Here is a 21993-nt window from a genome sequence, read left to right as displayed (position 1 = left end):
CGGCCTCACCATCCGCAAAGGCTGGCTCAGAAACTAACAACACGCCACCATAAGCAACTAATTTTGGGTATTAACCCATACCCGAAGTCAACACCTCTTAGAAAACAGGCCCAAAAAGCTAACCAAACCCCAAATTACAAAGCACCGCCAGCCAAAACACCAAAAACGACACAAAAATGGGCGTTAGCCCAAAAACTGGGGCTTCAGTGAGTTACTCACTGAAGCCCCAGTTATATGGCTCCCGCGACTGGATTCGAACCAGTAACCGTCCGATTAACAGTCGGATGCTCTGCCGTTGAGCTACGCGGGATTGCGACCTGTTAATTATGCCGAAGTTCAACCGCTGATTGCAAATTGACTCTGCGTGGTGCACGCCTCATTTTGAAACACCGCATAAACAGGACCCATCAGGCAAAAACTGTCCCCCGGGAATCACTCCCAGGGGACAGTTTCAAGCGAATGAATCGCTGAAGCGTTTCTTACCTTCTATGCGCACAAAGGCTGGTCAGGTAAGAAGGCGAAATCACTTAAGGGTGACCTTGCCGCCTGCTTCTTCGATTTCAGCCTTTGCCTTCTCAGCGTCGTCCTTCTTGGCAGCTTCGAAGATTGTCGACGGTGCGCCGTCAACAAGATCCTTGGCTTCCTTCAGGCCGAGACCGGTGAGGTTCTTGACAGCCTTGACAACTGCGATCTTCTTGTCACCTGCGGACTCGAGGACAACCTCGAACTCGTCCTTTTCTTCAGCAGCTTCAGCAGCAGCCGGAGCAGCAGCAACGGCGACAGCAGCCGGAGCGGCAGCAGTGACGTCGAAGGTCTCTTCGAAGAGCTTGACGAAGTCAGAGAGCTCGATGAGGGACATTTCCTTGAAAGCTTCGATGAGCTCATCGTTGGAGAGCTTTGCCATGATTGGCATCCTTCCTAATTGGCCTGCCTTGCGAGCAGATTGTTGGTGAGTTCCACGCGGTTACAAATCGAACGCGCGGGGCCTGTCGCTTCAGGCCGCTTCGCCCTGCTGTGCACGCAGAGCATCGATGGTGCGCACCGTCTTGGACGGAAGCGCGTTGAATGCGTACGCCGCCTGCGAAATCTTCGCCTTGAGGGCGCCGGCAGTCTTGGCCAGCAGAACCTCGCGGGATTCCAGATCAGCAAGCTTCTTAACACCCTCAACGGACAGCGCTGCGCCGTCCATTGCGCCCGACTTCAGGACGAGCTGGGGGGTTTCCTTGGCAAAATCACGCAGCGTCTTGGCAGCCTCAACAGGCTCACCGGTGACGAAAGCAATAGCGGTCGGCCCCTTGAGGTCCTCAGCGAGGAAGCCGAGGCCGACTTCCTGTGCTGCCAGCCTTGCCAGCGTGTTCTTCACCACGGCGTAGCTCGCGTTTTCGCCCAGTCCGCGACGCAGCTGCTTGAGCTGGCCAACGGTCAGGCCGCGATACTCAGTGAGCAGGACAGCGTCAGACGCGCGGAAACGTTCCACGAGTTCGGCAACTGCTGCTACCTTGTCAGACCTCGCCATGGTCCTCCTTCCAGATAAGTGACCGCCGAGTAATGAAAAAGCCCGACACGTAGGTTCGTGTCGGGCATAAAAGTCCGGTGTAGTCATTGCTGACTAGTCACTCACCTACGTCGACAGCTTTCGCATTTCATCTCAGTTTCCTGAGAAACCGACGGTCTTCGGCAGTGACCAGACTAGCAGGATGAGGTGAAGCAAATCCAGTCGCGCTGATGTGCAGTAGGGCACGCAGACCTCAATACTCACTCACACGACCCATGAACATAAAACGTGAGTGGGCTTGATTGGTGTTTAAGCCAATCAAGCCCACTCATACGTCAATGTTCCATTCCCCTACAGGGAGTCCAACATCAGGAAGCGTCAGCAGTTGCGACGTTCTTCGTCTTCGTGGCGTCGAGCGGGATGCCCGGACCCATCGTGGTGGAGACGGTTGCCTTCGAGATGTAGCGCCCCTTGGCGGAAGCCGGCTTCAGACGAAGGATTTCGTCCAGGACAGCGCCGTAGTTCTCGGCGAGCTGTTCTGCGGTGAAAGAGGACTTGCCAACGATGAACGCAAGGTTCGAGTGCTTGTCGACACGGAACTCAATACGACCACCCTTGATCTCCTTGATCGCCTTCGCGACGTCCATGGTGACCGTGCCGGTCTTCGGGTTCGGCATCAAACCACGCGGGCCGAGGACGCGACCGAGGCGACCAACCTTGCCCATGAGGTCCGGGGTTGCAACGGCGACATCAAAGTCGGTGTAGCCCTTAGCAACCTTTTCGATGAGCTCGTCGCCGCCGACCTCGTCAGCACCAGCGTCGATTGCATCCTGCGCACGCTCACCAACAGCGAAGACCAAGACCCGGGAGGTCTTGCCGGTGCCGTGAGGCAGCGAGACGGTGCCGCGCACCATCTGGTCAGCCTTGCGAGGATCAACACCCAGTCGAAAGACGACCTCGACGGTCGAATCGAACTTGGTGACGGTGGTCTCCTTGGCCAGCTTCATGGCCTCGAGAGGGGTGTAAAGAATGTCCGCGTGAATCTTTTCAGCCGCGGCGCGGTAGCTCTTGGAGCGCTTAGTCATTCTGCTTCTTCTCCTTGCAGTTGTGGGTTCCGGGCAGCGCATGCCCTACCACGGGAAATAGTTTGGGGTCAGCCTTCGACGACGATGCCCATGGAGCGGGCGGTGCCGGCGATGATCTTGGCTGCGGCTTCGATGTCGTTCGCGTTGAGGTCGACCATCTTTGCCTGTCCGATTTCGCGAGCCTGGTCCATGGTGATGGAGCCAACCTTCACAGTGTTCGGGGTGCCGGAGCCCTTCTGGAGGCCAGCGGCCTTCTTGATCATTTCGGAAGCCGGCGGAGTCTTCAGAACGAAGGTGAACGTACGGTCTTCGTAAACGGTGATTTCAACCGGAACGATCGAACCGCGCTGCGACTCAGTTGCAGCGTTGTACGCCTTCGTGAACTCGACGATGTTCACACCGTGCTGGCCCAGTGCGGGACCAACCGGAGGTGCGGGGGTTGCGGCGCCGGCTGCGATCTGAAGCTTGATCAGGCCGGTGACCTTCTTCTTCGGTGCCATATTTCGGGTCTTTCTTGTTCAATTACCAGAAGAACGGAATTCCTTCTGGTCGCATGTAGAGGTGGAGCGACGAAGGCGCACTGAACCCACTACACACGAAGTGCAATGCTATCGTGCACCCGCCCATGTTCCCAAGTTCGGGTGCGCGACTTCACTCTTTGGTCAGTCTTCGCGCTTGGCAACCTGGTCGAAACCAAGTTCAAGCGGAGTCTCGCGTTCGAAGATCGTGACGAGAACCTTGAGCTTCTCGGTCTCGGGCGAGATCTCGGAAATAGTCGCTTCCAGCGACTCGAACGGGCCATCGATGACAGTGACGATCTCGCCGACCTCGAAGGCCACGCGGATCTCTTCCTTGACCTGAGCCGTGGCAGGGACCTGCGGGCCAGCTTCTTCAAGGATGTTGTACTTCAGCAGGTCAACGACCTCATCAATGCTGAGCGGAACCGGGTTGCGCTGGTCTCCAACGAAGCCGGTGACAGCCGGTGTGTCCTTGACCATGCGGTACGACTCTTCATCAAAGTCCATGCAGACGACGACATAGCCAGGAATACGAACGTGGCGAACACGCTTCTTCACCGAACCGCGGAACTCGGTGATGTACTCGTCCGGAACCTCGACGCGGAAGACCTTATCGGTCATGTTCTGGCTTTGAACGCGCTGTTCGAGGTTCGCCTTCACCTTGCGCTCGTGACCGGAGTAGGTGTGCAAGACGTACCAGTCACCGGGGATCATCATGATCTCATTGCGGAACTTCTCGAGGGGATCAATGTCGCCCTCTTCCCCGCCAGCTTCAGCTTCAACCGTCTGCTCAACGCTGGCGATTTCTTCTTCCGCCGCTTCAGCGGGGTTTTCGGTCAGTTCAGCCTGGGCGGCCTCGTCGATTTCGACAGGCAGATTCTCTTCGCTCACGCGTTCCTCCTGGGCGCTAGTTTCCTAGCGGAAAGTTGAGTGCCGAAGCCTAGAAGAAACCCGCCTGCAGTACCTGCGGGCGGGTTCGCATCAGCTTCAGCTGAATATCAGTGCGTTCAGTCTACCGAATCCGAGGTCCAAAAGACCAGTGAAAGCCATGATTACGGCCACAAAAACGACCACGACAACGAAGTAGGTCCACGTTTCAGAGCCAGTCGGGTAGACGACCTTCTTCATTTCTTCAATCACTTGAAGGAAGAAAGTCCACATTCTGACGAAAATATTCGGCTTCTTCTGAGCCTCTTCTTCGTGGGAGTCACGGGACGGCGTAGCGCCAGACTTCGTGCGATCTGTTTTCGCTGGCATGTTTGATGCCGTTGCGTCAGCCACGGGGTCCCTCCTGAATTCGTGTCTAAAGATTAGTGGCAGGGCAGGCGGGACTCGAACCCACAACCGCCGGTTTTGGAGACCGGTGCGCTACCAATTGCGCCACTGCCCTACTACACGTCGTAGAACGTGCGGGAACGAGTCTATGGAAAATCTTTTCAACTGTCCAACTGGGGAGTGTTGCGAGGTGCTTGATATTCGGAATTAGACTACCGAACAGTCCCACTTAATGCGACGATAGCCCTATGAGCACAACACCTCGATCGCGCGTCAGCGCACGTTTTGCCGCTATCACCCCTTCAGCCACTCTCGCGGTTGACGCGAAGGCGAAAGCACTGAAAGCTGCGGGTCGTCCCGTCATCGGCTTCGGCGCAGGTGAGCCTGACTTCCCCACCCCCGACAATATTGTCGAGGCCGCCGTCCGCGCAGCGCGCGAGCCGGCGATGCACCGCTACACTCCGGCGGCCGGCCTTCCAGCTTTGCGCGAAGCAATTGCTGCAAAGACTCTGCGCGATTCCGGCTACGAAGTTGATCCGCTACAGGTGCTGGTCACCAATGGCGGTAAGCAGGCCGTATTCCAGGCTTTCGCTTCCATTTTGGATCCGGGGGACGAGGCCCTTCTTCCGACTCCCTACTGGACGACCTATCCGGAAGTCATCAAGCTTGCCGGTGGTGTCACGGTTCCCGTTTTCGCTGGTGCCGATCAGAATTACAAGGTGACCGTCGAACAGCTCGAAGCTGCTCGTACGGAAAAGACGAAGCTTCTGTTGCACTGCTCGCCTTCGAACCCGACCGGCGCTGTTTACACTCCTGCAGAGGCTCGCGCGATTGGCGAATGGGCTCTTGAACACGGCATTTGGATTATCACTGACGAAATTTACGAGCACTTGCTCTATGAAGATGCCGAGCCGGCTCATATGGTGAAGCTTCTTCCAGAGCTTGCCAATCAGACCATCGTGTTGAACGGTGTGGCGAAGACCTACGCAATGACCGGCTGGCGTGTTGGTTGGATGATTGCTCCAACTGACATTGTGAAGGCTGCAACCTCGTTCCAGTCACACTTGACCTCGAACGTATCGAATATGGCTCAGCGTGCAGCCTTGGAAGCTGTCACTGGCCCTCTCGACGCTGTTCATTCCATGCGTGAGGCATTCGACCGCAGGCGCAAGACCATGATCTCGATGCTTTCCCAAATCGACGGCCTCGATGTTCCGACCCCGAAGGGCGCGTTCTACGCCTACCCGAGCGTCGAAGGCATTCTGGGTCGCGAAATCCGTGGCAAGGTCCCCACAACGTCGGCTGAGCTTGCCGACCTGATCCTCGAAGAGGTTGAGGTTGCTGTGGTGCCCGGCGAAGCGTTCGGCCCATCTGGCTTCATTCGTCTCTCCTACGCCCTGTCTGACGGCGACCTTGTTGAAGGTGTCGGTCGTATTCAGGAGCTTCTCGCGCAAGCGCACTGAGACTAGGCCTTACTAGCACCTCCCCACGACCTCGCGCCCAGGATGTAGACCACCCACAAAGGGTCTGCATTCTGTTCACGCATGGCATGTCTGGACGAACGGACGGCTCTGAGAACCGCACAGGTTCTCAGAGCCATCCCGTATTCGGCACAAACTGCCTTCCACCTGTCACAATAGAGTGCATGAATATCCAGTATCGTTCCGCGTCAACGGACACCCCGAAGGGCGCCGTCTTGCTCTGCCATGGATATGCTGAGCACTCGGGCCGTTTTCTTCCCCTGCAAGACGGACTTGTTGAAGCTGGTTACGATATCGCGTTCTACGATCACTATGCTCACGGCACGTCCCCAGGCCCACGTTCGCAGGTTGATGTTGGTCGCCTCATCAAGGATCATCTCGACGCCCGACGCATTGTGTTAGCGCACGCGCGCACATCGGACCTCTTCCTCTTTGGCCATTCCATGGGTGGTTTGATTACCGCCGCATCGCTTCTTCTGGCTCCCTCGAACGTGACCGGTGCGGTCTTGACGGGCCCAGCATTCCGCCCGCTTCCTCCGTTGCCAGCTGGCGTGGCTCGCTGCCTGCTTCCGCTTGCGCGCGTTTTCCCCGCTGTGACGGCACAGAAGCCTCGCAAAGCAGATGCCCCTTCCATCCTCTCTCGAGACCCCAGAGTCCAAGAAGCGTTCGATGCTGATCCACTCAACTACACGGGTGGCGTTCCTCTGATCACGGGAGCAACAATGATCACTCAGGGCGACCGTGTCCTGAAGAATGCTCACCGCGCCACGACTCCCATGCTGATCCTTCACGGAAACGCAGACCAGTTGGCGTCGTTGAACGGCTCGAAAACTTTCGTTCAGAACGCACTGGCATCACACCCCAATGCTGATATTCACCTGCGAATCATTGACGGCGCGTACCACGAGGTACTCAACGAACCCGAGGGTCCAGGCCTGATTAAAGACATCGCAGCCTGGCTGGACAGGCACTGATGTCCCAGTTCGTCGCCTCGTCCCCCATCCGCCGATTCACTGACCAGGCCAAACGCGCACGCCCAACCCAACCGAATCTGACTGCCACGGCACACCAAACACCTGGTCGACGCGATTTGTCGCGTCTACCGAAAGCGCATCTGCACCTGCATTTCACTGGAGCAATGCGCCCGCAGACTCTGATTGACCTGGCCGATGAGCAGGGCGTTCGTTTGCCCAGCCACCTTCTGGCCATCGATCCGTTAAAAGTCCCCGCCGACGGACGAGGCTGGTTCCGCTTCCAACGTTCCTACGATTCTGCGCGCCATCTGGTGCGCTCAGAATCCGCCATGCGACGCATCGTCCGTGAAGCTGTAGAAGACGACGCGAAAGAGGGATCAGTTCGCCTTGAAATGCAGGTGGATCCGACCTCGTACGCCCCCTGGGTTGGTGGCATCACTCCGGCTCTCGAAATCATCCTTGACGAGGCCCGACAGGCGTGGCGCGATACGGGCGTGGAAGTGGGAATTATCGTTGCCGCATCGCGTATCCGACATCCTCTCGATGCCCGAGTTCTGGCACGATTAGCCGCGCAATATGCTGGTGAAGGTCCAGGCAAGGTCATCGGTTTCGGCTTGTCGAATGACGAACGCGTGGGCACAACCAGTGAGTTTGGTGCGGCCTTCGGCATCGCACGACGCGCAGGATTGGCTTCTCTTCCCCACGGTGGCGAGCTGCTAGGACCGGAGTCAGTACGCAATGTTGTCACCGCGCTCAACCCGGCGCGACTCGGCCACGGCGTGCGTACAACGGAAGACCCCGACCTGCTTCGCAGGCTCATTGACGAAGGCGTTGCTTTCGAAGTCTGCCCGACCTCAAACGTCCATTTGGGGGTCTACCAGGACTTTTCACACGTTCCCCTGCCTGTTCTTATGAAATACGGGGCAACGGTGGCACTGGGAGCAGATGACCCGCTGTTATTCCGTTCGCGACTGGTCGAACAGTACGCACGAGCACGCGACACCTTTATTCTGTCCGATCAACAGATCGCAGACTTGGCTTCTCAGTCAATCAACGCTTCCCTGGCATCAAGCGCTTCGAAGAGCCAATGGCACGCCCACATTCAGGCGTGGCTCAACACGCCCCCATACGACGGTTACAACGACTCAGCGGAGACCTCGTAAACCGTCGAAAAAGCGGAAGCGGACGCTACCAGCTGACCCCAACCGCGACAGGCTCGGGGACTAGGGTAATGCCAAATTTTTCTTGGACGCCGGCGCGGACCGCGAGCGCAAGCTCGACGACCTCGTCGCTGGTGGCATCCCCGCGGTTGGTCAGGGCAAGAACGTGTTTCGTTGACAGCGAAGCGCCGTTTTCGCGCGCTCCGTCCACTGCCCAGCCTTTCGTGAAGCCCGCGTGGTCGATCAACCATGCAGCTGACGTTTTCGTCATGCCATTTCCAGCGTCAAAGCGTGGGGCTTCGAGTGGGAGCGTGGCAGCGGTTTCGGCATCGATGATGGGGTTCGTGAAGAAGGAACCGGCACTCCACGAATCGTGGTTGTTGGGGTCGAGCACCATGCCCTTTGACGTGCGGAGCTCAAGGACAGTATCACGCACAAGCTGAGCATTTGCGCTCTGCCCTTGTTCAATGCCCAAGCGATTCGCGAGTTCGCGGTACAGGACGGGCGCGGACTGATCGGAGATTGTGAGACGGAACGTAGCTTCGAGGACGACCCAACGCCCGGTCGGCCCCCATATACGTCCCTGGTCGTCGCCTTCGCGGACTGAGCGCTTAATAATCGACTCACGGTAGGCAAGACCCAGTTCGGATGCATTCAAGCGCTTCTCGCACTGTTCACCGCGATCCCAGACGTCAACGTAGGCAAGCGTGTCAGCGATCTCGTGACCGTAGGCTCCAACGTTTTGGACAGGCGCAGCTCCGACGGTTCCGGGGATGCCGGACAGGGCTTCGATGCCCGAGAGGCCTTCGGCAAGGGTCCACTGAACGAATTTGTCCCAGACGGTGCCGGCGGTCGCCGTGACGAGAACGGTGTCGTCTGAGCTCTCATAACGAGTGATCTGCTGACGCCCATCTTTGACGACGACGCCTTCGAATGGCTCGTCGGAGGCAAGAATATTTGAGCCACCGCCGATCATCAGAATTGGGAAATCAACCGTGTCTGCGTTGTCAAAGGCTGCGATCAGATCGGAACGCGAATCGGCAAGAATATAGGTAGCAACCGGCCCCCCAACGTGGAAGGTCGTCAGTTCTTTCAGCGTCGTCATTGGAGCTCCCTTATCAATTACTGCCTTAATCCTACGGGCAAGTACCACCGGCTATTCTTCGGCAGGCTCGATTCCACGCTCCTGACACATGGACTCACTCAACCGAAAACGCAGTGGTCACATCAGGTCATATTTTCATTAAAACCGTCTACGAGAGCCTCTCACTCACACAAAAAGCGACTTTTTTCCTAAGAAAGAACCAAGCAACTAAGGTATGACTTACTTAGATGCACGCCTCTTGGCTCCATTCAAGTTTTCCGCACTCTACGCGCTGGTACAGATGATGGTTTCACGAGGCCGTGCTCGATTGATTCGACGACAGGATGGTCATGGGGCACGAAAACGAGCACGCTCATCACCACGATGACGCTCACGGTCACACACATAGTCACGGGACGAATGCGTCACGCACACGCCTTGCGATCGCACTTGGCATCACCGCATTCATCCTGGTGAGCGAAGTTGTCGTCGCAATCCTGACCGATTCACTGGCTCTTCTTGCCGACGCCGGCCACATGACAGCGGATTCTGCGGGCCTCGTATTGGCACTTGTTGTCGCCCACCTGGCTCACAAACCTGCGACTGACCGTTCGACGTGGGGGTTGCGTCGCGCCGAGATTATCGGCGCTGCTATCCAGGCTGGCGGGCTCGCCGTTATCGGCATCATCGTTGCCGTGCGCGCCGCGATAAACCTCGTCAACCCTCCCCAGATCGAATCTGGCGGAATGCTCATCATGGGCGTTATTGGTCTGGTCGCAAACGTCGCATCACTGGTGGTTCTCATGGGGGGTCGCGAAGCGAACCTCAATATGCGCGCCGCTTTCTTGGAGGTTGCGAACGACGCCCTAGGGTCGATCGGCGTTATCGTTGCTGCCGCGATTATCCATTACACCAACTGGACCCGAGCGGACGCCCTCGCTTCCCTGTTGATCGTCGTACTCATCTTCCCCAGAGCAGCACTTCTGCTTCGTAGCGCCGGCATGGTTCTGATGGGATTTACTCCCGAGAACCTCGACCTTGCCGAGGTGCGCGATCACATGCTCCGCATTGAAGGCGTCGAGGCAATCCACGACCTGCACGCGTGGACCGTCGCAACGGGTATGCCCGTCCTGACAGCACACATCATCATCAGCGAAGAGGCTTTCCAGGCCGGCAGAAGCGAGCAGATTCTTGACCGCCTACAAAATTGCGTCGCCAAGCACTTCCCCGTTGGAATCAAACACTCCACATTCCAGCTTGAGACTGCCGAACACCTGGCCCACGAGCAGATTGAGTGCTCATAAAACCTTAAGACAAAAGGGTGTAACGAGATGTTTAGCAACCCATTTGGATACACGGGTCTGGGTGGGTGCAGTTGACAGGATGGTGGCGTTATCGACGAGCGTGTTCCATGCGTCGTCGCTGTAGTCCAGGTTGGGGTGGTTGGTACGGTAGGCGTGAGCTTGCTCGATGTGTTGGCATTTTTCGAGGATCTGGCGGATCCGTGTCTCGAGATCGTTGTAGTTATGGATGTGACGTTCATAGTCGGCTTAGAGCTGGTCTAAGGCGTGTTCGTAGGCGTCTTGTCCTTGAGCATGGGTGGCGTTGGTGGTGACGAGCTGGCTAACCCCGGCTGGCTAATACTGCCTCACGAGCGAGCGCTTCTCGTGCGAGTTATTCTCCTAGCTCGGTGGTATCGCAGGTGTGGGCGATGATCACATCGAGAACCTCTTGCCTCGGCGGTGGGACAGAGTCGCGACTGCATGGTGAATGCGTCACGGATCTCCTCTTCGCTGAAATCGGGCAAGCGTAAAATCACAAGCGCTCGCAACCTTCCACGCGTTCATTACGATACGAATATTCTTCAGTACGTGACTAACATCCATATCGTACGGACTTACGACTAGCAGTCCCATAGGTACGAACCCAGGTAGACCGGATTCCAAACATTTACCGACCGTGTTTCCGCACGCCACAAAGCAACAATAGGACTATCTACAATCACTCCATCCTCCCCAATATCGATTCCGAAACGGACCCATATTTGGGAGCTGCAAAGCAACACAGAATCAGTTCGCATCGGGAAGGCACCCAATTATATAAGAGTTTTCGGACCAACTCCCGCCGACAAACAGAAGAAGGCGTCTATCTCACTATAACTTACTGGTGCCGGTCGCAGGTAAACGAAACAGGTTGTCACCGATTGACGCGCACCTGAGACCCCCAATTTCGAACACCAATTACTAACGCCCTTCCATCCCCAAAAAAGGGAAGTAAAAATAGCAAATGAAGCGCGTACCATCCCAGCAAGCCAGAGTTCGGGAAGACAATGCTCAAAATAACCCCGAATGCAACCGCGGCTATCGGCCCGCTTAAAGCAGTTGCAAAGATACCGCGGCCGGTACTGCTCCCAATGCCACGTACGGAAAATCGGAATAAATTAAATTCCAGTTCAATACGAATTAGCTCATTCATCGTTAGACAAATAAAAACAACATGTGCCATCTCGTGGATAAGACATCCAAGGGCGATACCACAAAATAGGTGCCTCAGGAACGCGCATCCTAAAGCAAAAAGAAACCTATCTTGGTAGAGGAAGCCTACAACAAATACGCCACCAGAAATCAGAATGCCGGCGCAAAAAAGCCACCCATAAGCTCTAAGAAATCCGGAAATAACCTGAAAAACACCACGCAACAGGTACGGCGAGTTCATTAATAAGCATTTGCTCCGCGCTGTTCCAGAAACTTCTTCCGCTTCCTCAACACTGAGAGAATGCTTAGAAATATCATAAAGATCGCGAAGATCCCAATAAATACCAAAGTCAATACCAATGGATTCTCAACGCCCACACCGACCATTACAGAACCCGCACCGCTTTCATGCGCATCAAAGAAAAGACTTCCGAATAGCCCAACGTGGTGACCGAGTTCCTTACCCTTGGTGAACATAAGCAGTATGACGGTAGCTCCGGAAACGACTGCTGTGGTAATTAAGGCGAGCGTTGCCGCGGCAATAATCCGCTTAAATATCTGCATAGTAGTTCCTCCTTTGTGTCGAAGCAATGCCGATTATCGAATAATACATACAGAGCGATGCCACTAAGAACCATACGACAGTCGTGTATTCGTCCGGAATTTCCCAGATTAGCGTGGTAAAAGCTATTAAAACCACAAGCGCCAAAGCTGTCACAATTCCTAATAGCACAGAAAACGGATTATGTCTCTCTGCTGGAAAGAAAATACTCACAGCGAGCGCAGCAATAAGAACAACCACACAGATAAACAATGTCTTTAACGCTTCCAATAAGGCCAGCCCCTTCACCATGCTTAATCCTAGTATGGGGAACGAGATCAACATCTCGACTACCAAGTATGGTGCCGATAAATATAAGTAATATCGCAAGGGATTTAGTCGGTACCGATACGTTTTACGTATCGGCTCAATTGTTGTAACTGCGTACACTGCCTGAAGAGATATAATAGCCAACCAGTATGGCGGGTAGTATCCCGGTATCCAAAGCACAACCACCGACAGAGATAAAACGAAAAACGTCGCTAAAAGAAATTCCCCATTACGTATCACGGCGCGCAGACATGAACCGAGTAGTCCCGAGGCATACGGCATAGGAATATTGAAAAAATATTTCCATTGCGAGTAATGATTCGGGGCTATCAAGATAATAAGTGCGGTTATAGCCAGCATCGTGGCGATAACAATACTCCCCGCCAAGAGAAGGCCGATCCTGTCATACAGGAGAACGTAAAGGCGAGAGTACCCGTAGTAAGGGCGTTGCTCATAAAATGCATCAAGAAACTCTGCAGACTCGCGTTTAACGTAGACGTACGCACCAAAGAGCATTGCGCCGAAAAGACAAGGTAGCAAAATGCTGCGCCATCTCTCGATATGCAATAGGTGTAGCACCCTGTCGGAACTGAGATACATCGCATCTAACAACAAGTAAAGAACGATCACTTGCACAATGATCCCAAACACAATCTCAGGAAGCACATCTAAACCACCACGAATTACAACCGAAGCTGTTAATGGTGCAGTTATTGAAGCAACGCAGAATAAGACTGTCATTCCTTCAAAAAGTGTGTAGGCGAGAATCCGCTGCTTATTTGTGACCGGGAAGGTATGTGTAAGCTCTATTAATCTCCCCGCCTTCATGAAGAGAACCCGAACGACGATAAAGAACAGTAGAGTCCACAACCCTACGGTGAGAGAAATGCTCTGACTTACCAACAGAACCGCGCTGGCATCGAGAACCATGCCCCGAACCACGATAAATGTGAGTATGCAAAAGCCGACATAGCTGACGCTTACAGTAGCCAAAAGCATTGCTTTTGAAATTCTGCTTTGCATTGCGCGATGAACAAGCAGACGGCGGATAAAAAACAGGAAGAGAAAGCGAACCAACCTTAGCGTGTTACCGTTCACCGCAGGTACCTTGATCTCGGGTAATACTATCCTTTACGAAAGCATCGATAGTCCCATATTTCGATACCAGCGACTGGCAATCTTCATGTACCAATATGCGACCATGACTCAAAAGGATTATGGTGTCAGCAATCCGCTCCAACATAGCAAAGTCATGAGTACAAAGGAGCACTCCGTGGTCTCCGGCAGCCAACTCGAGCAGGTCAGCTTCAAAGCTATATAGAGCCTCTATATCTATGCCGTTCGGAGTTTCATCAATCATAGTAAGAGGACGTGCCACCATCAGTGCTGCGATAAGTTGAACTTTCTTTCGCATCCCATGCGAATAATCCTCAATCAGATCTCCCCAACGATGTTCCATCTGGTAGCGCATGAACAAGCGTTTAAGTTCGTGAAGATCGCATTTTAGTCCGTACATCCTGTGGATGAACTGTAGATACTCAACCCCAGTCAAGAACTCTGGCAGGTAATCGTTCGATGCTACCAGAATCGAATTTCTCTTCGCTTCCTTTGCGTCATTTGGGGCAGCGCATACATGAACTTCCCCAGTTTGCGGTTTGAGAAGATCACCGGCCACCCGTATAAGGGTAGATTTCCCTGAACCGTTCGGGCCGATTAGACCGGTGATCCCCCCAAACTGCACTGAGAGCGAAAGATTCTTTAAGACTTCATGATCCTTTGAGTATCCAAACGATACATTTTGTAGACTTAGCGCCTCCACTAGCCCTCTTTTCCGATCAATCAGTCGAATCTCTCGTCATACGTTTAAGAGCATTCAGCCCAAACTGAGACGTACCATTTACCCCATTCCCATCTCCCCGTGAACCTCTTACCTTGGTAGGTTACACACCAAACGGCAAGGGCTGTGGCGACTACTACAGCAATTGTTAGCAGTACTGCCATTAATACCAGGAACCAAGCGTCATACCTGATGAGTAAACTATCAAATCTATCAACCACATGACGACCAGTCTGCTTTGCGGCCGCATGCGCACGCCAGATCTTGTTGCCAGCATAGGCACGAGGTGCCTCCAATACTTCCTTCACGATAGAATCCTCCTTGATCCACTCTTCCGTCGAATTCGGGTGCTGCACGCTCGGCTCCCGCCTCTAAGTTACCTAGGCAATTCTGCTTGCGTCAATAGGTTTCGGCCTTTCAGGTTCTCCTACACTGTCCGGTGACAACTGGTTTGGCAAGTATTGGACTGACTGGGAGAAGTAGTTGTTATGCCGAAGCGGCATTCGGAGGAGTTCCGCCAGGAGGCGATGCGTGTTGCGTTAGCTCGTGATCCGGGTGTGTCGTTGGCACAGGTGCCACTGATTTTGGGATCCATGCGGCGCGCTGCAATGAGTGGCGGCGCCAAGAGCGTCTCGAGCCCGGGGAACAAAAGACCTCTGCTGCTCGCTGCTGCAGGAGTTGCCTGAACTGCGGTGTCGTGACCATCTGCTCTAGCAGGAAAACTAGGCGTTGCGGCACATGGCCGCGCATTTATCGCAGGCGAGTCCGAGCTGGGAAGAGCATTCTTCCCGCTTAGTCCAAGCAGTTGCCGTAAGAGGGAATCCCTGCGGCGTTTACGCGAATGGGCTCTCCCCCGCACACCCCACAACCCCCAACCACACCGACCAGAAACACCACGAAATTCCGGAAGGAACCCCCACCCCAAAAGAAGGACTCTGACCATACAAAGACTGGGCCGGACACGCCCACTAGACCCACGACACACCACCTAAAGCACACGTTTGCGCCTATAACCCCAAAAACCCGCGATAACAAGCAAAAACACCCATCCCGATTCGCTACCCAGCCAAGCCAGGCGTTGTATCAAAATGGGTGTCTAAGTGGAGCCGCCTATCGGACTCGAACCGATGACCTGCTGTTTACAAGACAGCTGCTCTACCAACTGAGCTAAGGCGGCTTCGACAATTCAACGAATCGTCATCACATAGTGTGCCATGAAGAACGGGGTCCCGACCAATCGGCCAAGACCCCGCACTTCACGTTAGTCAGTTCTTCGAACTCATCAAAGGCCAAGTCCTGAACGCAAGGACGCCATGATCGAAGCAGAATCAGAGCCCGACAAGGTCAGCTTGTCCGTGTGATCCTTAATGAACTCCGGCGTGCCTTTCGACTCACGGTTCGTGAAATTCGCGTTGCTCCACGTGTCGGTGGCGGTTGTCAGATAGTCGGTGGCCACGTTCACGGGCAGGGACGAAACCACGTCAGACGAAACGCCCACCTGAGAAGCGATCGTCTTCACCTGTTCCCAGGAGTTCGTCGCATTCTGAATCACCGTACCGTTACCAGCCTTGTACTGGGCAGCAAAGTACGCCATCAGACCCTGGTGAAAAGCCCCCCAGTGCTCAGGATCCCGCTGAGCTACAATCAGCGAAGCAGAGGTAGCGACATTCGCGTATTCCATGCCGACCGTCTTCACGGGCTGGAACTCAATGTTGTATTCGCCGTTGTCAGCGCCTGCGAGCAGGTCTTTGCCAATCAGAACCTCAAGATTCGCGCAGTGGTGGCACGAGTAGTCGAAGTATTCGGTGACGGTCGGAAGAGAGTCATCAACCTGGCCGATACCAAGATGCGAGTAACGAATCGGCTGGCCCGACGCGTAGTCGCCCAAGTAATCACTGGGGTTCGCGTTCTGCGCTTCATTCTTTGCAGAAATCTGCTGAGAAATAATCACACCAACGGTCGCAATCACCGCGATAACGATGACTGTAACGACTGCGATGATGATTGAACGTGTGCGACGCTCAGCCTTTTCCTGCGCTTCGCGCATCTGCTGAGCCTTCGCGCGCACGGAGGTATCCGTTACCTTCTTGCCTGCCATGGTTTTCCTTTCACAGGTCACATCTTTAAGGCAACCCTACCTAGCGTTAGGCGCACATGCAGTTCAGAGTGCGCCTCCTGTGACAAGGAACCATGTGGCACCTACCACGCCAACGGCAAGGAGGCCAGCAATCGCACGCACCCATACTGGGCCCAGCAGTCGCCTGACTGCCATGCTGGTTCCAACTCTTAGATCGGAAGAGGTTGGCATCAACCAGGCTGAAACGATGGTCGCTAGGACAACGATCCATACGCCGATTGAGCCAATCGGTTCGGTTACTAAGGGGTCGAGTGTCGCATTCGGATCGGATGCCAGGACAATGTCCAGTAGCCGCATCCACTGTCCGCTTCCGCCATGAGCAACCGTGTAGAGATTCCAAGCGAGATACGGGACGATTCCACCGATAGCTAGCCCAAACGTCACCTGCACCAGAGCGCGAATAAAGAGCAGTGGCGACGAGGCCACGGTCGCAGCGGTATCACTGGATCGCGTAATGCCGGCCCGGACACGGCGGTTTTCTCGATGCCGATGGAACGCACCACCAAACGCCATGAAAAACATGAGCACGATGACCGTAGCAGTCCCCATCACTCCTGCGAACATGGGGATGAGAGCAAGTGGCATCGCAATGATGCACCCGAAGATCCACACGATTCTGGGAAGGTCAGCTTCATATCCCAAGTCCTCATACCGGTCATCGACGTCGAATTCATCCGCCCCCGACCCCGTCCACTGACCCGGAACTGCCATCGCATGAGGATCCACGTATCCGCCGACCGCCTGCCCATACATGCCAGCAGGTGCGCCATTCGGGTAGGCCAGCGATTGAAAGTCCGCGGTGTCACTGACCGTTTGCCCCATTCCCAGTTGGGGAATTGACGAGGCCGCGCTCCCCACATTCCACTCATCAGTTTCAGGGCGCGGAAGGGGCCTCGTCGATGGGTGAAGCGGAGAATCCCCAAACTGAACGGTTTCGTCATTGTTGGACCACCCCAGCATCCCTAACGAGGAGCCGACAACGCGGGGCTCATCTGCAACAACGGGGCGGACAGTGGAAACGTAGGGGTTCGCGAAAGCGGCGCTCCAGTCAAGCTGGTTAATCGACATGACGTCGCCGGGGAAACCGTAAAGTTCGACTAACGTTGCGACGACCTCGTCGGGTTCGGGGCGAGAATTCACGTCCGGAGACAGAGCCTGGTGAATGATCTGCGCAAATGAGAGCGGAAGTCCCTCTGTGTCCGGCTCGCCCGTCAGAACACGAGTAATAATCGCCTGAACGTCGCCCGTGCCGTACGGAGGACGCCCGGTCGCAATCGAGAGCAGGGTCGCCGACCACGCCCACCAGTCTGAATCATCGTCGGCCGGGCGAGCACGCAACAGCTCTGGAGCCGTGTAACCGGCAGTGCCTGAAACCAGACCGGTGCGGGTGAAATGCTCATCCGCTTCACTCATTGCGATCCCGAAGTCAATCAGAATCGGGCCGTGCGGGGAACAAATAACATTCGACGGCTTGATATCGCGGTGAACGATCCGCGCGTCATGGACAGCCATCAACGTGCGCGCGAGGCTGGCTGCAATCGCCGCAATCAACTCCGGCGCAAGCGGCTGGCCATTCATCAACGAGGCCAACGTCGGCCCCTCAACATATTCGGTCGCGATGAAGGGCTGCGAAGCATCGGTTTCAATGTCAACGACGTGGGCAACCCTGGCGGAGCGAACCGAATTCACGGTCGCAGCTTCACGTTGCAGACGACGGCGAGATTCTTCGTCGGCGGCCAAAGCAGGATGCACAAGCTTGAGGGCAACTCGATCGCCACCCTCATCCTCTGCAAGCCACACGGTACCCGCGCCACCCGCACCCAGCTGGGATACGAGCGTGTAGCCACCGATCTGATCGCCTTCATTCACCCGTTCAGATTACAAGGAGCCATGGGCAGATCAATTGAACAAACTCCGTGCAACGGTGAACAAGCGCGCTCTCAACGACAAGCCACGCGGTGAACAAGCACTGTCTCGACAGTAGGTTAAGCGGTGAACAAGCGCGGTGGGTAACGCGCACGACACACTGAAACCTGTTGTAAAACCAAGTCGTGTGCTAGGTTGGAAAAGGTTGCTCGCACAAGGAACCCGCCAGTGATGACGCTGGTGAACATTGACCCACTTGGATCGTCCGGCACGTACCTGCCGGTGGGAAGGAAATTGAATAATGGCAACTGTCACCTTTGACAAGGCAACCCGTATCTACCCGGGTAACGACAAGCCCTCGGTCGACCAGCTCGACCTCGAAATCCAGGATGGCGAATTCCTAGTCCTCGTCGGCCCGTCCGGCTGTGGTAAGTCCACCTCTCTGCGTATGCTCGCCGGCCTCGAAGAAGTCAACAGCGGTCGCATCCTGATCGGCGATAAGGACGTCACCAACGTTGCGCCGAAGAACCGCGACATCGCAATGGTCTTCCAGAACTACGCGCTCTACCCGCACATGACCGTCCGCGAAAACATGGGCTTCGCCCTCAAGATCGCCGGCACCCCGAAGGACGAAATCAACAAGCGCGTTGATGAAGCCGCACGCATCCTCGACCTTGAGCCCTACCTCGAGCGCAAGCCGAAGGCACTCTCCGGTGGTCAGCGTCAGCGCGTCGCCATGGGTCGCGCAATCGTTCGTAAGCCTCAGGTCTTCCTCATGGACGAACCGCTGTCGAACCTCGACGCGAAGCTCCGCGTTCAGACCCGTACCCAGATCGCTTCCCTGCAGCGTGAGCTCGGCGTCACCACCGTGTACGTCACCCACGACCAGACCGAAGCTCTGACCATGGGCGATCGCATCGCCGTCCTCAACAACGGTCTACTCCAGCAGGTCGGCACCCCGCAGGAAATGTACGAGCGCCCGGCAAACGACTTCGTCGCAGGCTTCATTGGCTCCCCGGCGATGAACCTCGGCTCGTTCACCGTCGACGGCGCCAACGCTATCCTCGGCCCGGCACGCGTTCCGCTCTCGCAGGCAACCCTCGACGCCCTCACCCCGGCAGACGGTGGCAAGATCACCATCGGCTTCCGCCCTGAAGGCCTCGAAGTTGTTTCCGAAAACGAAGAAAACACGATTCCGATCGAAGTTGAATTCGTTGAGGAACTCGGCTCGGATGCCTACGTTTACGGTCATCTTGCAGGCTCCACCGAGGGCCTCGGATCCACCGATGAAGGCTCAGTGAAGCAGATCATCGTTCGCGTTCCTCCGCGCACCGCTCCGGCTCGCGGTGGCGTGATCCACGCTCGCATCCGCCCCGGCCAGCAGCACAACTTCTCTGCTGCAACCGGTATGCGTCTGCCTGAGTGATTCATCCACAGTTGGCCCCGTTCTCCTTGATAGCAACGAGAACGGGGCCAACTCATATTCCCCGATGCCTGACCAGTGCCCCACTTTTGGTGGGCTGGCGCTTTCATTGGCGCATTCTCCTCAATAATTGCGTCCCTTTCAGCAATGAGAGAATAGGACTATGCCCGAATCACTAGAGATCATGGCCGCGACCGTTGATCCCACGCTTCTTGATCTTCCTTGGGAAACTCCGCTAGAAGAATGGCCCGACGAGATCCTCGCAGCTCTCCCCCGTGGCATTTCTCGCCACATCGTGCGATTCGTGAACCTCTCTGACCGTGTGATCGCCGTAAAGGAAATCGGCCCGACCGTCGCACATCACGAGTACGAGATGCTTCGTGACCTCTCACGTCTTGGTGCCCCTTCCGTGCTCCCTACCGCAGTAATCACCGGTAGGCGCAATCTTGACGGTGAGGAACTCAATGCCGTCCTGGTCACCGAACACCTGCAGTTCTCCCTGCCCTACCGTGCTCTATTCAGCCAATACATGAGCGCTGATACGGCAACACGTTTGATTGATGCCCTAGCGGTACTGCTTGTTCGCCTACACCTTCTTGGTTTCTACTGGGGCGACGTTTCGCTGTCGAATACTTTGTTCCGTCGAGACGCCGGAGCATTCAGTGCCTACCTGGTGGACGCAGAAACCGGCGAGCTCCACCCGAAACTCACCTCTGGCCAACGCGAGTACGACGTTGATTTGGCACGGACCAACATCATTGGCGAACTCATGGATCTTCAGGCTGGAGAGTACTTCCCCGAAGACGCAGATCCCATTGAAGTTGGCGACCGTATTCGAAGCCGCTACGAAGAATTATGGAATGAGCTGACCGGAACAGAACTCATTGATTCTTCCCAGAAGTGGAAGGTTGCTCAGCGAATCGAACGCCTCAATGACCTGGGGTTCGACGTTGCTGAATTGAAGATGACATCGGTTGCCGGATCAACCGAACTGATGATCCAGCCGAAGGTCGTCGACGCCGGACATCATCATCGCAAGCTCATGCGTCTCACCGGCATGGATGTTGGCGAGCACCAAGCACAACGCTTGTTGAACGACATCGCCACCTACCAAGCCACCTCGGGCACCCCGAACATGCCACTCGAATTGGCCGCACACCAGTGGTTGAACAAAGCTTTTGAACCCGTCATGCGAGCAGTTCCAGCCGAGTTGAAAACCAAGCTCGAACCGGCTCAGATCTACCATGAGTTCCTTGAACACCGCTGGTACCTAGGCGAACAAGCCGGCCATGACGTTCCTCTCGAAGAAGCGATCGACTCGTACGTTGAAAAGATTCTTGCCGCCAAACGCGACGAAGAACGCTTCATCAACCAGGCAGAAGAAGAAACCACCGCCTCATCAAACCCTGACCTCTGGTAAGAACAAGCGACCTAGCCTCCAAGCGACTAACGTTGCAGGCAGACAACTGAAATAGAACACCCAAAAAGGAACACGCATGGCATTCCCCAGGATTTTCGCGCACCGCGGAGCCTCATCATTGGCGCCTGAAAACACGATCGCCTCCTTCGCGAAAGCAGCGGAGGTCGGTGCCCGCTGGTTCGAATTCGACGTCGACATCATCGGCGACGGATCTTTGATCGTCATCCACGACGATAAGCTTCAACGCACAACGACCGGCAAGGGTGGCTACTACAACCTCAGCTTCTCCGACATTCGCAAGCTTGACGCCGGAAAGTGGTTCTCCGACACCTACCGGTTCGAACGAATCCCAGAAGTAGCTGACGTCATCTCATTCGCCAATTCGACAAACATGGGCATGAACCTCGAGATCAAGCCCTGCTCTGGTGGCACCGAACTTCGCGAAAAGCTGATCGAGAACCTCGCTGTCGCAGTTGATTCGGTCGCAAACACCGACCGCTTCATCGTTTCTTCCTTCGACCACGAGGCTCTCGCACGCTTCCACGCTATGCGACCGAACATTAATCTCGGTTGGCTGTTCGACCGCGAAAACCAACCCGACCCCACCTGGCAACAGGGAGCTGAGCTGCTGGGATGCACCGCAATTCACCCCGATGTCAAGGGCCTCACCCCTGAAGAGGTCAAGGAAATGCGCGACGCGGGCTTCGACGTCAACGTCTGGACAGTCAACGATGTGGATCAAGCACTGGAGCTCGCATCATGGGGCGTCACCGGTATCTTCACCGATCGTCCACAGGACTTCCCCGCTGAAGCACACGTGCTCTAAAACGCGCTTTCTAAAGCGCTAAGTTCCTGATGTAACGCACCGGGGGGGGGGGGGGGGGGGGGGGGGG

The 21993-nt window shown here is 55.5% G+C and carries 21 protein-coding genes and 3 tRNA genes; 8 read left to right on the top strand and 16 right to left on the bottom strand.

Annotated elements, in window-relative coordinates; translation table 11 throughout:
- The coding region (locus QP109_RS08600; RefSeq protein ID WP_285024343.1) for a hypothetical protein at nucleotides 1-210 on the top strand (210 nt) is incomplete at its 5' end.
- A gap of 25 nt (nucleotides 211-235) precedes the next feature.
- On the opposite strand, the gene QP109_RS08595 is transcribed toward QP109_RS08600, so the two are convergent.
- The 8 genes from QP109_RS08595 to QP109_RS08560 form a co-directional block, all read right to left on the bottom strand.
- A tRNA-Asn gene (locus tag QP109_RS08595) sits at nucleotides 236-310 on the bottom strand.
- 213 nt (nucleotides 311-523) lie between these two features.
- The gene (gene rplL / locus QP109_RS08590) at nucleotides 524-904 is read right to left on the bottom strand and encodes a 50S ribosomal protein L7/L12 (protein ID WP_006680226.1); all 381 of its coding nucleotides are present in this window, start codon (nucleotides 902-904) and stop codon (nucleotides 524-526) included.
- Nucleotides 905-994: 90 nt separating this feature from the next.
- Nucleotides 995-1516: a 50S ribosomal protein L10 gene (gene rplJ, locus QP109_RS08585; RefSeq protein WP_101628458.1), complete on the bottom strand. Its 522-nt coding sequence runs from the start codon at nucleotides 1514-1516 to the stop codon at nucleotides 995-997.
- A gap of 347 nt (nucleotides 1517-1863) precedes the next feature.
- Nucleotides 1864-2580 carry a 50S ribosomal protein L1 gene (gene rplA / locus QP109_RS08580; RefSeq protein WP_006680228.1) on the bottom strand — a complete coding sequence of 239 codons (717 nt, stop codon included), beginning with the start codon at nucleotides 2578-2580 and terminating at the stop codon, nucleotides 1864-1866.
- Between the two features lie 68 nt (nucleotides 2581-2648).
- A complete protein-coding gene (gene rplK, locus QP109_RS08575) occupies nucleotides 2649-3080 on the bottom strand; it encodes a 50S ribosomal protein L11 (protein WP_006680229.1) in 432 nt (143 codons plus the stop codon).
- 162 nt (nucleotides 3081-3242) lie between these two features.
- Nucleotides 3243-3989, bottom strand: coding sequence for a transcription termination/antitermination protein NusG (gene nusG / locus QP109_RS08570; RefSeq protein WP_101628459.1), 747 nt, complete (start codon nucleotides 3987-3989; stop codon nucleotides 3243-3245).
- A 96-nt stretch (nucleotides 3990-4085) separates the two neighbouring features.
- Entirely contained in the window at nucleotides 4086-4379 is a 294-nt protein-coding gene (gene secE, locus QP109_RS08565) for a preprotein translocase subunit SecE (RefSeq protein WP_285024341.1), read from the bottom strand.
- Nucleotides 4380-4412: 33 nt separating this feature from the next.
- Nucleotides 4413-4488: transfer RNA gene (locus QP109_RS08560), tRNA-Trp, on the bottom strand.
- A 133-nt stretch (nucleotides 4489-4621) separates the two neighbouring features.
- Here QP109_RS08560 and QP109_RS08555 point away from each other — a divergent pair.
- The 3 genes from QP109_RS08555 (at nucleotide 4622) to QP109_RS08545 (ending at nucleotide 7991) form a co-directional block, all read left to right on the top strand.
- Nucleotides 4622-5836 (top strand): pyridoxal phosphate-dependent aminotransferase, encoded by a 1215-nt coding sequence (locus QP109_RS08555; RefSeq protein WP_270773140.1) that lies wholly within the window; start codon nucleotides 4622-4624, stop codon nucleotides 5834-5836.
- Nucleotides 5837-6018: 182 nt separating this feature from the next.
- Entirely contained in the window at nucleotides 6019-6828 is an 810-nt protein-coding gene (locus QP109_RS08550; protein ID WP_285024340.1) for an alpha/beta hydrolase, read from the top strand.
- The gene (locus QP109_RS08545; RefSeq protein WP_285024339.1) at nucleotides 6828-7991 is read left to right on the top strand and encodes an adenosine deaminase; all 1164 of its coding nucleotides are present in this window, start codon (nucleotides 6828-6830) and stop codon (nucleotides 7989-7991) included. Before QP109_RS08550 ends, QP109_RS08545 begins: the two co-directional genes overlap by 1 nt.
- Nucleotides 7992-8016: 25 nt before the next feature.
- On the opposite strand, the gene QP109_RS08540 is transcribed toward QP109_RS08545, so the two are convergent.
- Nucleotides 8017-9093 carry a UDP-N-acetylmuramate dehydrogenase gene (locus tag QP109_RS08540; protein ID WP_285024338.1) on the bottom strand — a complete coding sequence of 359 codons (1077 nt, stop codon included), beginning with the start codon at nucleotides 9091-9093 and terminating at the stop codon, nucleotides 8017-8019.
- Nucleotides 9094-9422: 329 nt separating this feature from the next.
- On the opposite strand from QP109_RS08540, the gene QP109_RS08535 reads away from it, so the two are divergent.
- Nucleotides 9423-10376: a cation diffusion facilitator family transporter gene (locus QP109_RS08535; protein WP_285024337.1), complete on the top strand. Its 954-nt coding sequence runs from the start codon at nucleotides 9423-9425 to the stop codon at nucleotides 10374-10376.
- A gap of 892 nt (nucleotides 10377-11268) precedes the next feature.
- Here the strand turns inward: QP109_RS08535 and QP109_RS08530 are convergent.
- From QP109_RS08530 to QP109_RS08500, 7 genes are all read right to left on the bottom strand, one after another.
- Complete coding sequence (locus tag QP109_RS08530; protein WP_285024336.1) at nucleotides 11269-11787, bottom strand: hypothetical protein; 519 nt, start codon at nucleotides 11785-11787, stop codon at nucleotides 11269-11271.
- Entirely contained in the window at nucleotides 11787-12110 is a 324-nt protein-coding gene (locus QP109_RS08525) for a hypothetical protein (RefSeq protein WP_101628464.1), read from the bottom strand. Before QP109_RS08525 ends, QP109_RS08530 begins: the two co-directional genes overlap by 1 nt.
- Complete coding sequence (locus tag QP109_RS08520; RefSeq protein ID WP_101628465.1) at nucleotides 12097-13515, bottom strand: hypothetical protein; 1419 nt, start codon at nucleotides 13513-13515, stop codon at nucleotides 12097-12099. The genes QP109_RS08525 and QP109_RS08520 overlap by 14 nt, the downstream gene beginning before the upstream one ends.
- On the bottom strand, nucleotides 13505-14236 hold the full coding sequence (locus QP109_RS08515) for an ATP-binding cassette domain-containing protein (RefSeq protein ID WP_101628466.1): 732 nt from the start codon (nucleotides 14234-14236) through the stop codon (nucleotides 13505-13507). Before QP109_RS08515 ends, QP109_RS08520 begins: the two co-directional genes overlap by 11 nt.
- 1119 nt (nucleotides 14237-15355) lie before the next feature.
- A tRNA-Thr gene (locus tag QP109_RS08510) sits at nucleotides 15356-15431 on the bottom strand.
- Nucleotides 15432-15536: 105 nt separating this feature from the next.
- Complete coding sequence (locus QP109_RS08505; RefSeq protein WP_101628468.1) at nucleotides 15537-16352, bottom strand: DsbA family protein; 816 nt, start codon at nucleotides 16350-16352, stop codon at nucleotides 15537-15539.
- A 63-nt stretch (nucleotides 16353-16415) separates the two neighbouring features.
- Entirely contained in the window at nucleotides 16416-18260 is a 1845-nt protein-coding gene (locus QP109_RS08500; protein WP_285024335.1) for a serine/threonine-protein kinase, read from the bottom strand.
- A gap of 298 nt (nucleotides 18261-18558) precedes the next feature.
- Between QP109_RS08500 and QP109_RS08495 the strand changes: the two genes are divergently transcribed.
- The 3 genes from QP109_RS08495 to QP109_RS08485 all read left to right on the top strand — a co-directional run bounded on the left by QP109_RS08495 (nucleotide 18559) and on the right by QP109_RS08485 (nucleotide 21926).
- On the top strand, nucleotides 18559-19683 hold the full coding sequence (locus QP109_RS08495; protein ID WP_270773126.1) for an ABC transporter ATP-binding protein: 1125 nt from the start codon (nucleotides 18559-18561) through the stop codon (nucleotides 19681-19683).
- Between the two features lie 160 nt (nucleotides 19684-19843).
- Nucleotides 19844-21100 carry a DUF4032 domain-containing protein gene (locus tag QP109_RS08490; protein ID WP_285024334.1) on the top strand — a complete coding sequence of 419 codons (1257 nt, stop codon included), beginning with the start codon at nucleotides 19844-19846 and terminating at the stop codon, nucleotides 21098-21100.
- Nucleotides 21101-21176: 76 nt separating this feature from the next.
- Nucleotides 21177-21926 (top strand): glycerophosphoryl diester phosphodiesterase, encoded by a 750-nt coding sequence (locus tag QP109_RS08485; RefSeq protein WP_285024333.1) that lies wholly within the window; start codon nucleotides 21177-21179, stop codon nucleotides 21924-21926.
- The last annotated feature ends 67 nt before the right edge of the window (nucleotides 21927-21993 follow it).

The sequence above is a fragment of the Pauljensenia sp. UMB9872 genome (genome assembly GCF_030212665.1).
Lineage (GTDB): Bacteria > Actinomycetota > Actinomycetes > Actinomycetales > Actinomycetaceae > Pauljensenia > Pauljensenia turicensis_B.
The sequence above is the reverse complement of the archived record's forward strand: the minus strand, read 5'-3'. Positions and strand labels throughout refer to the sequence as shown.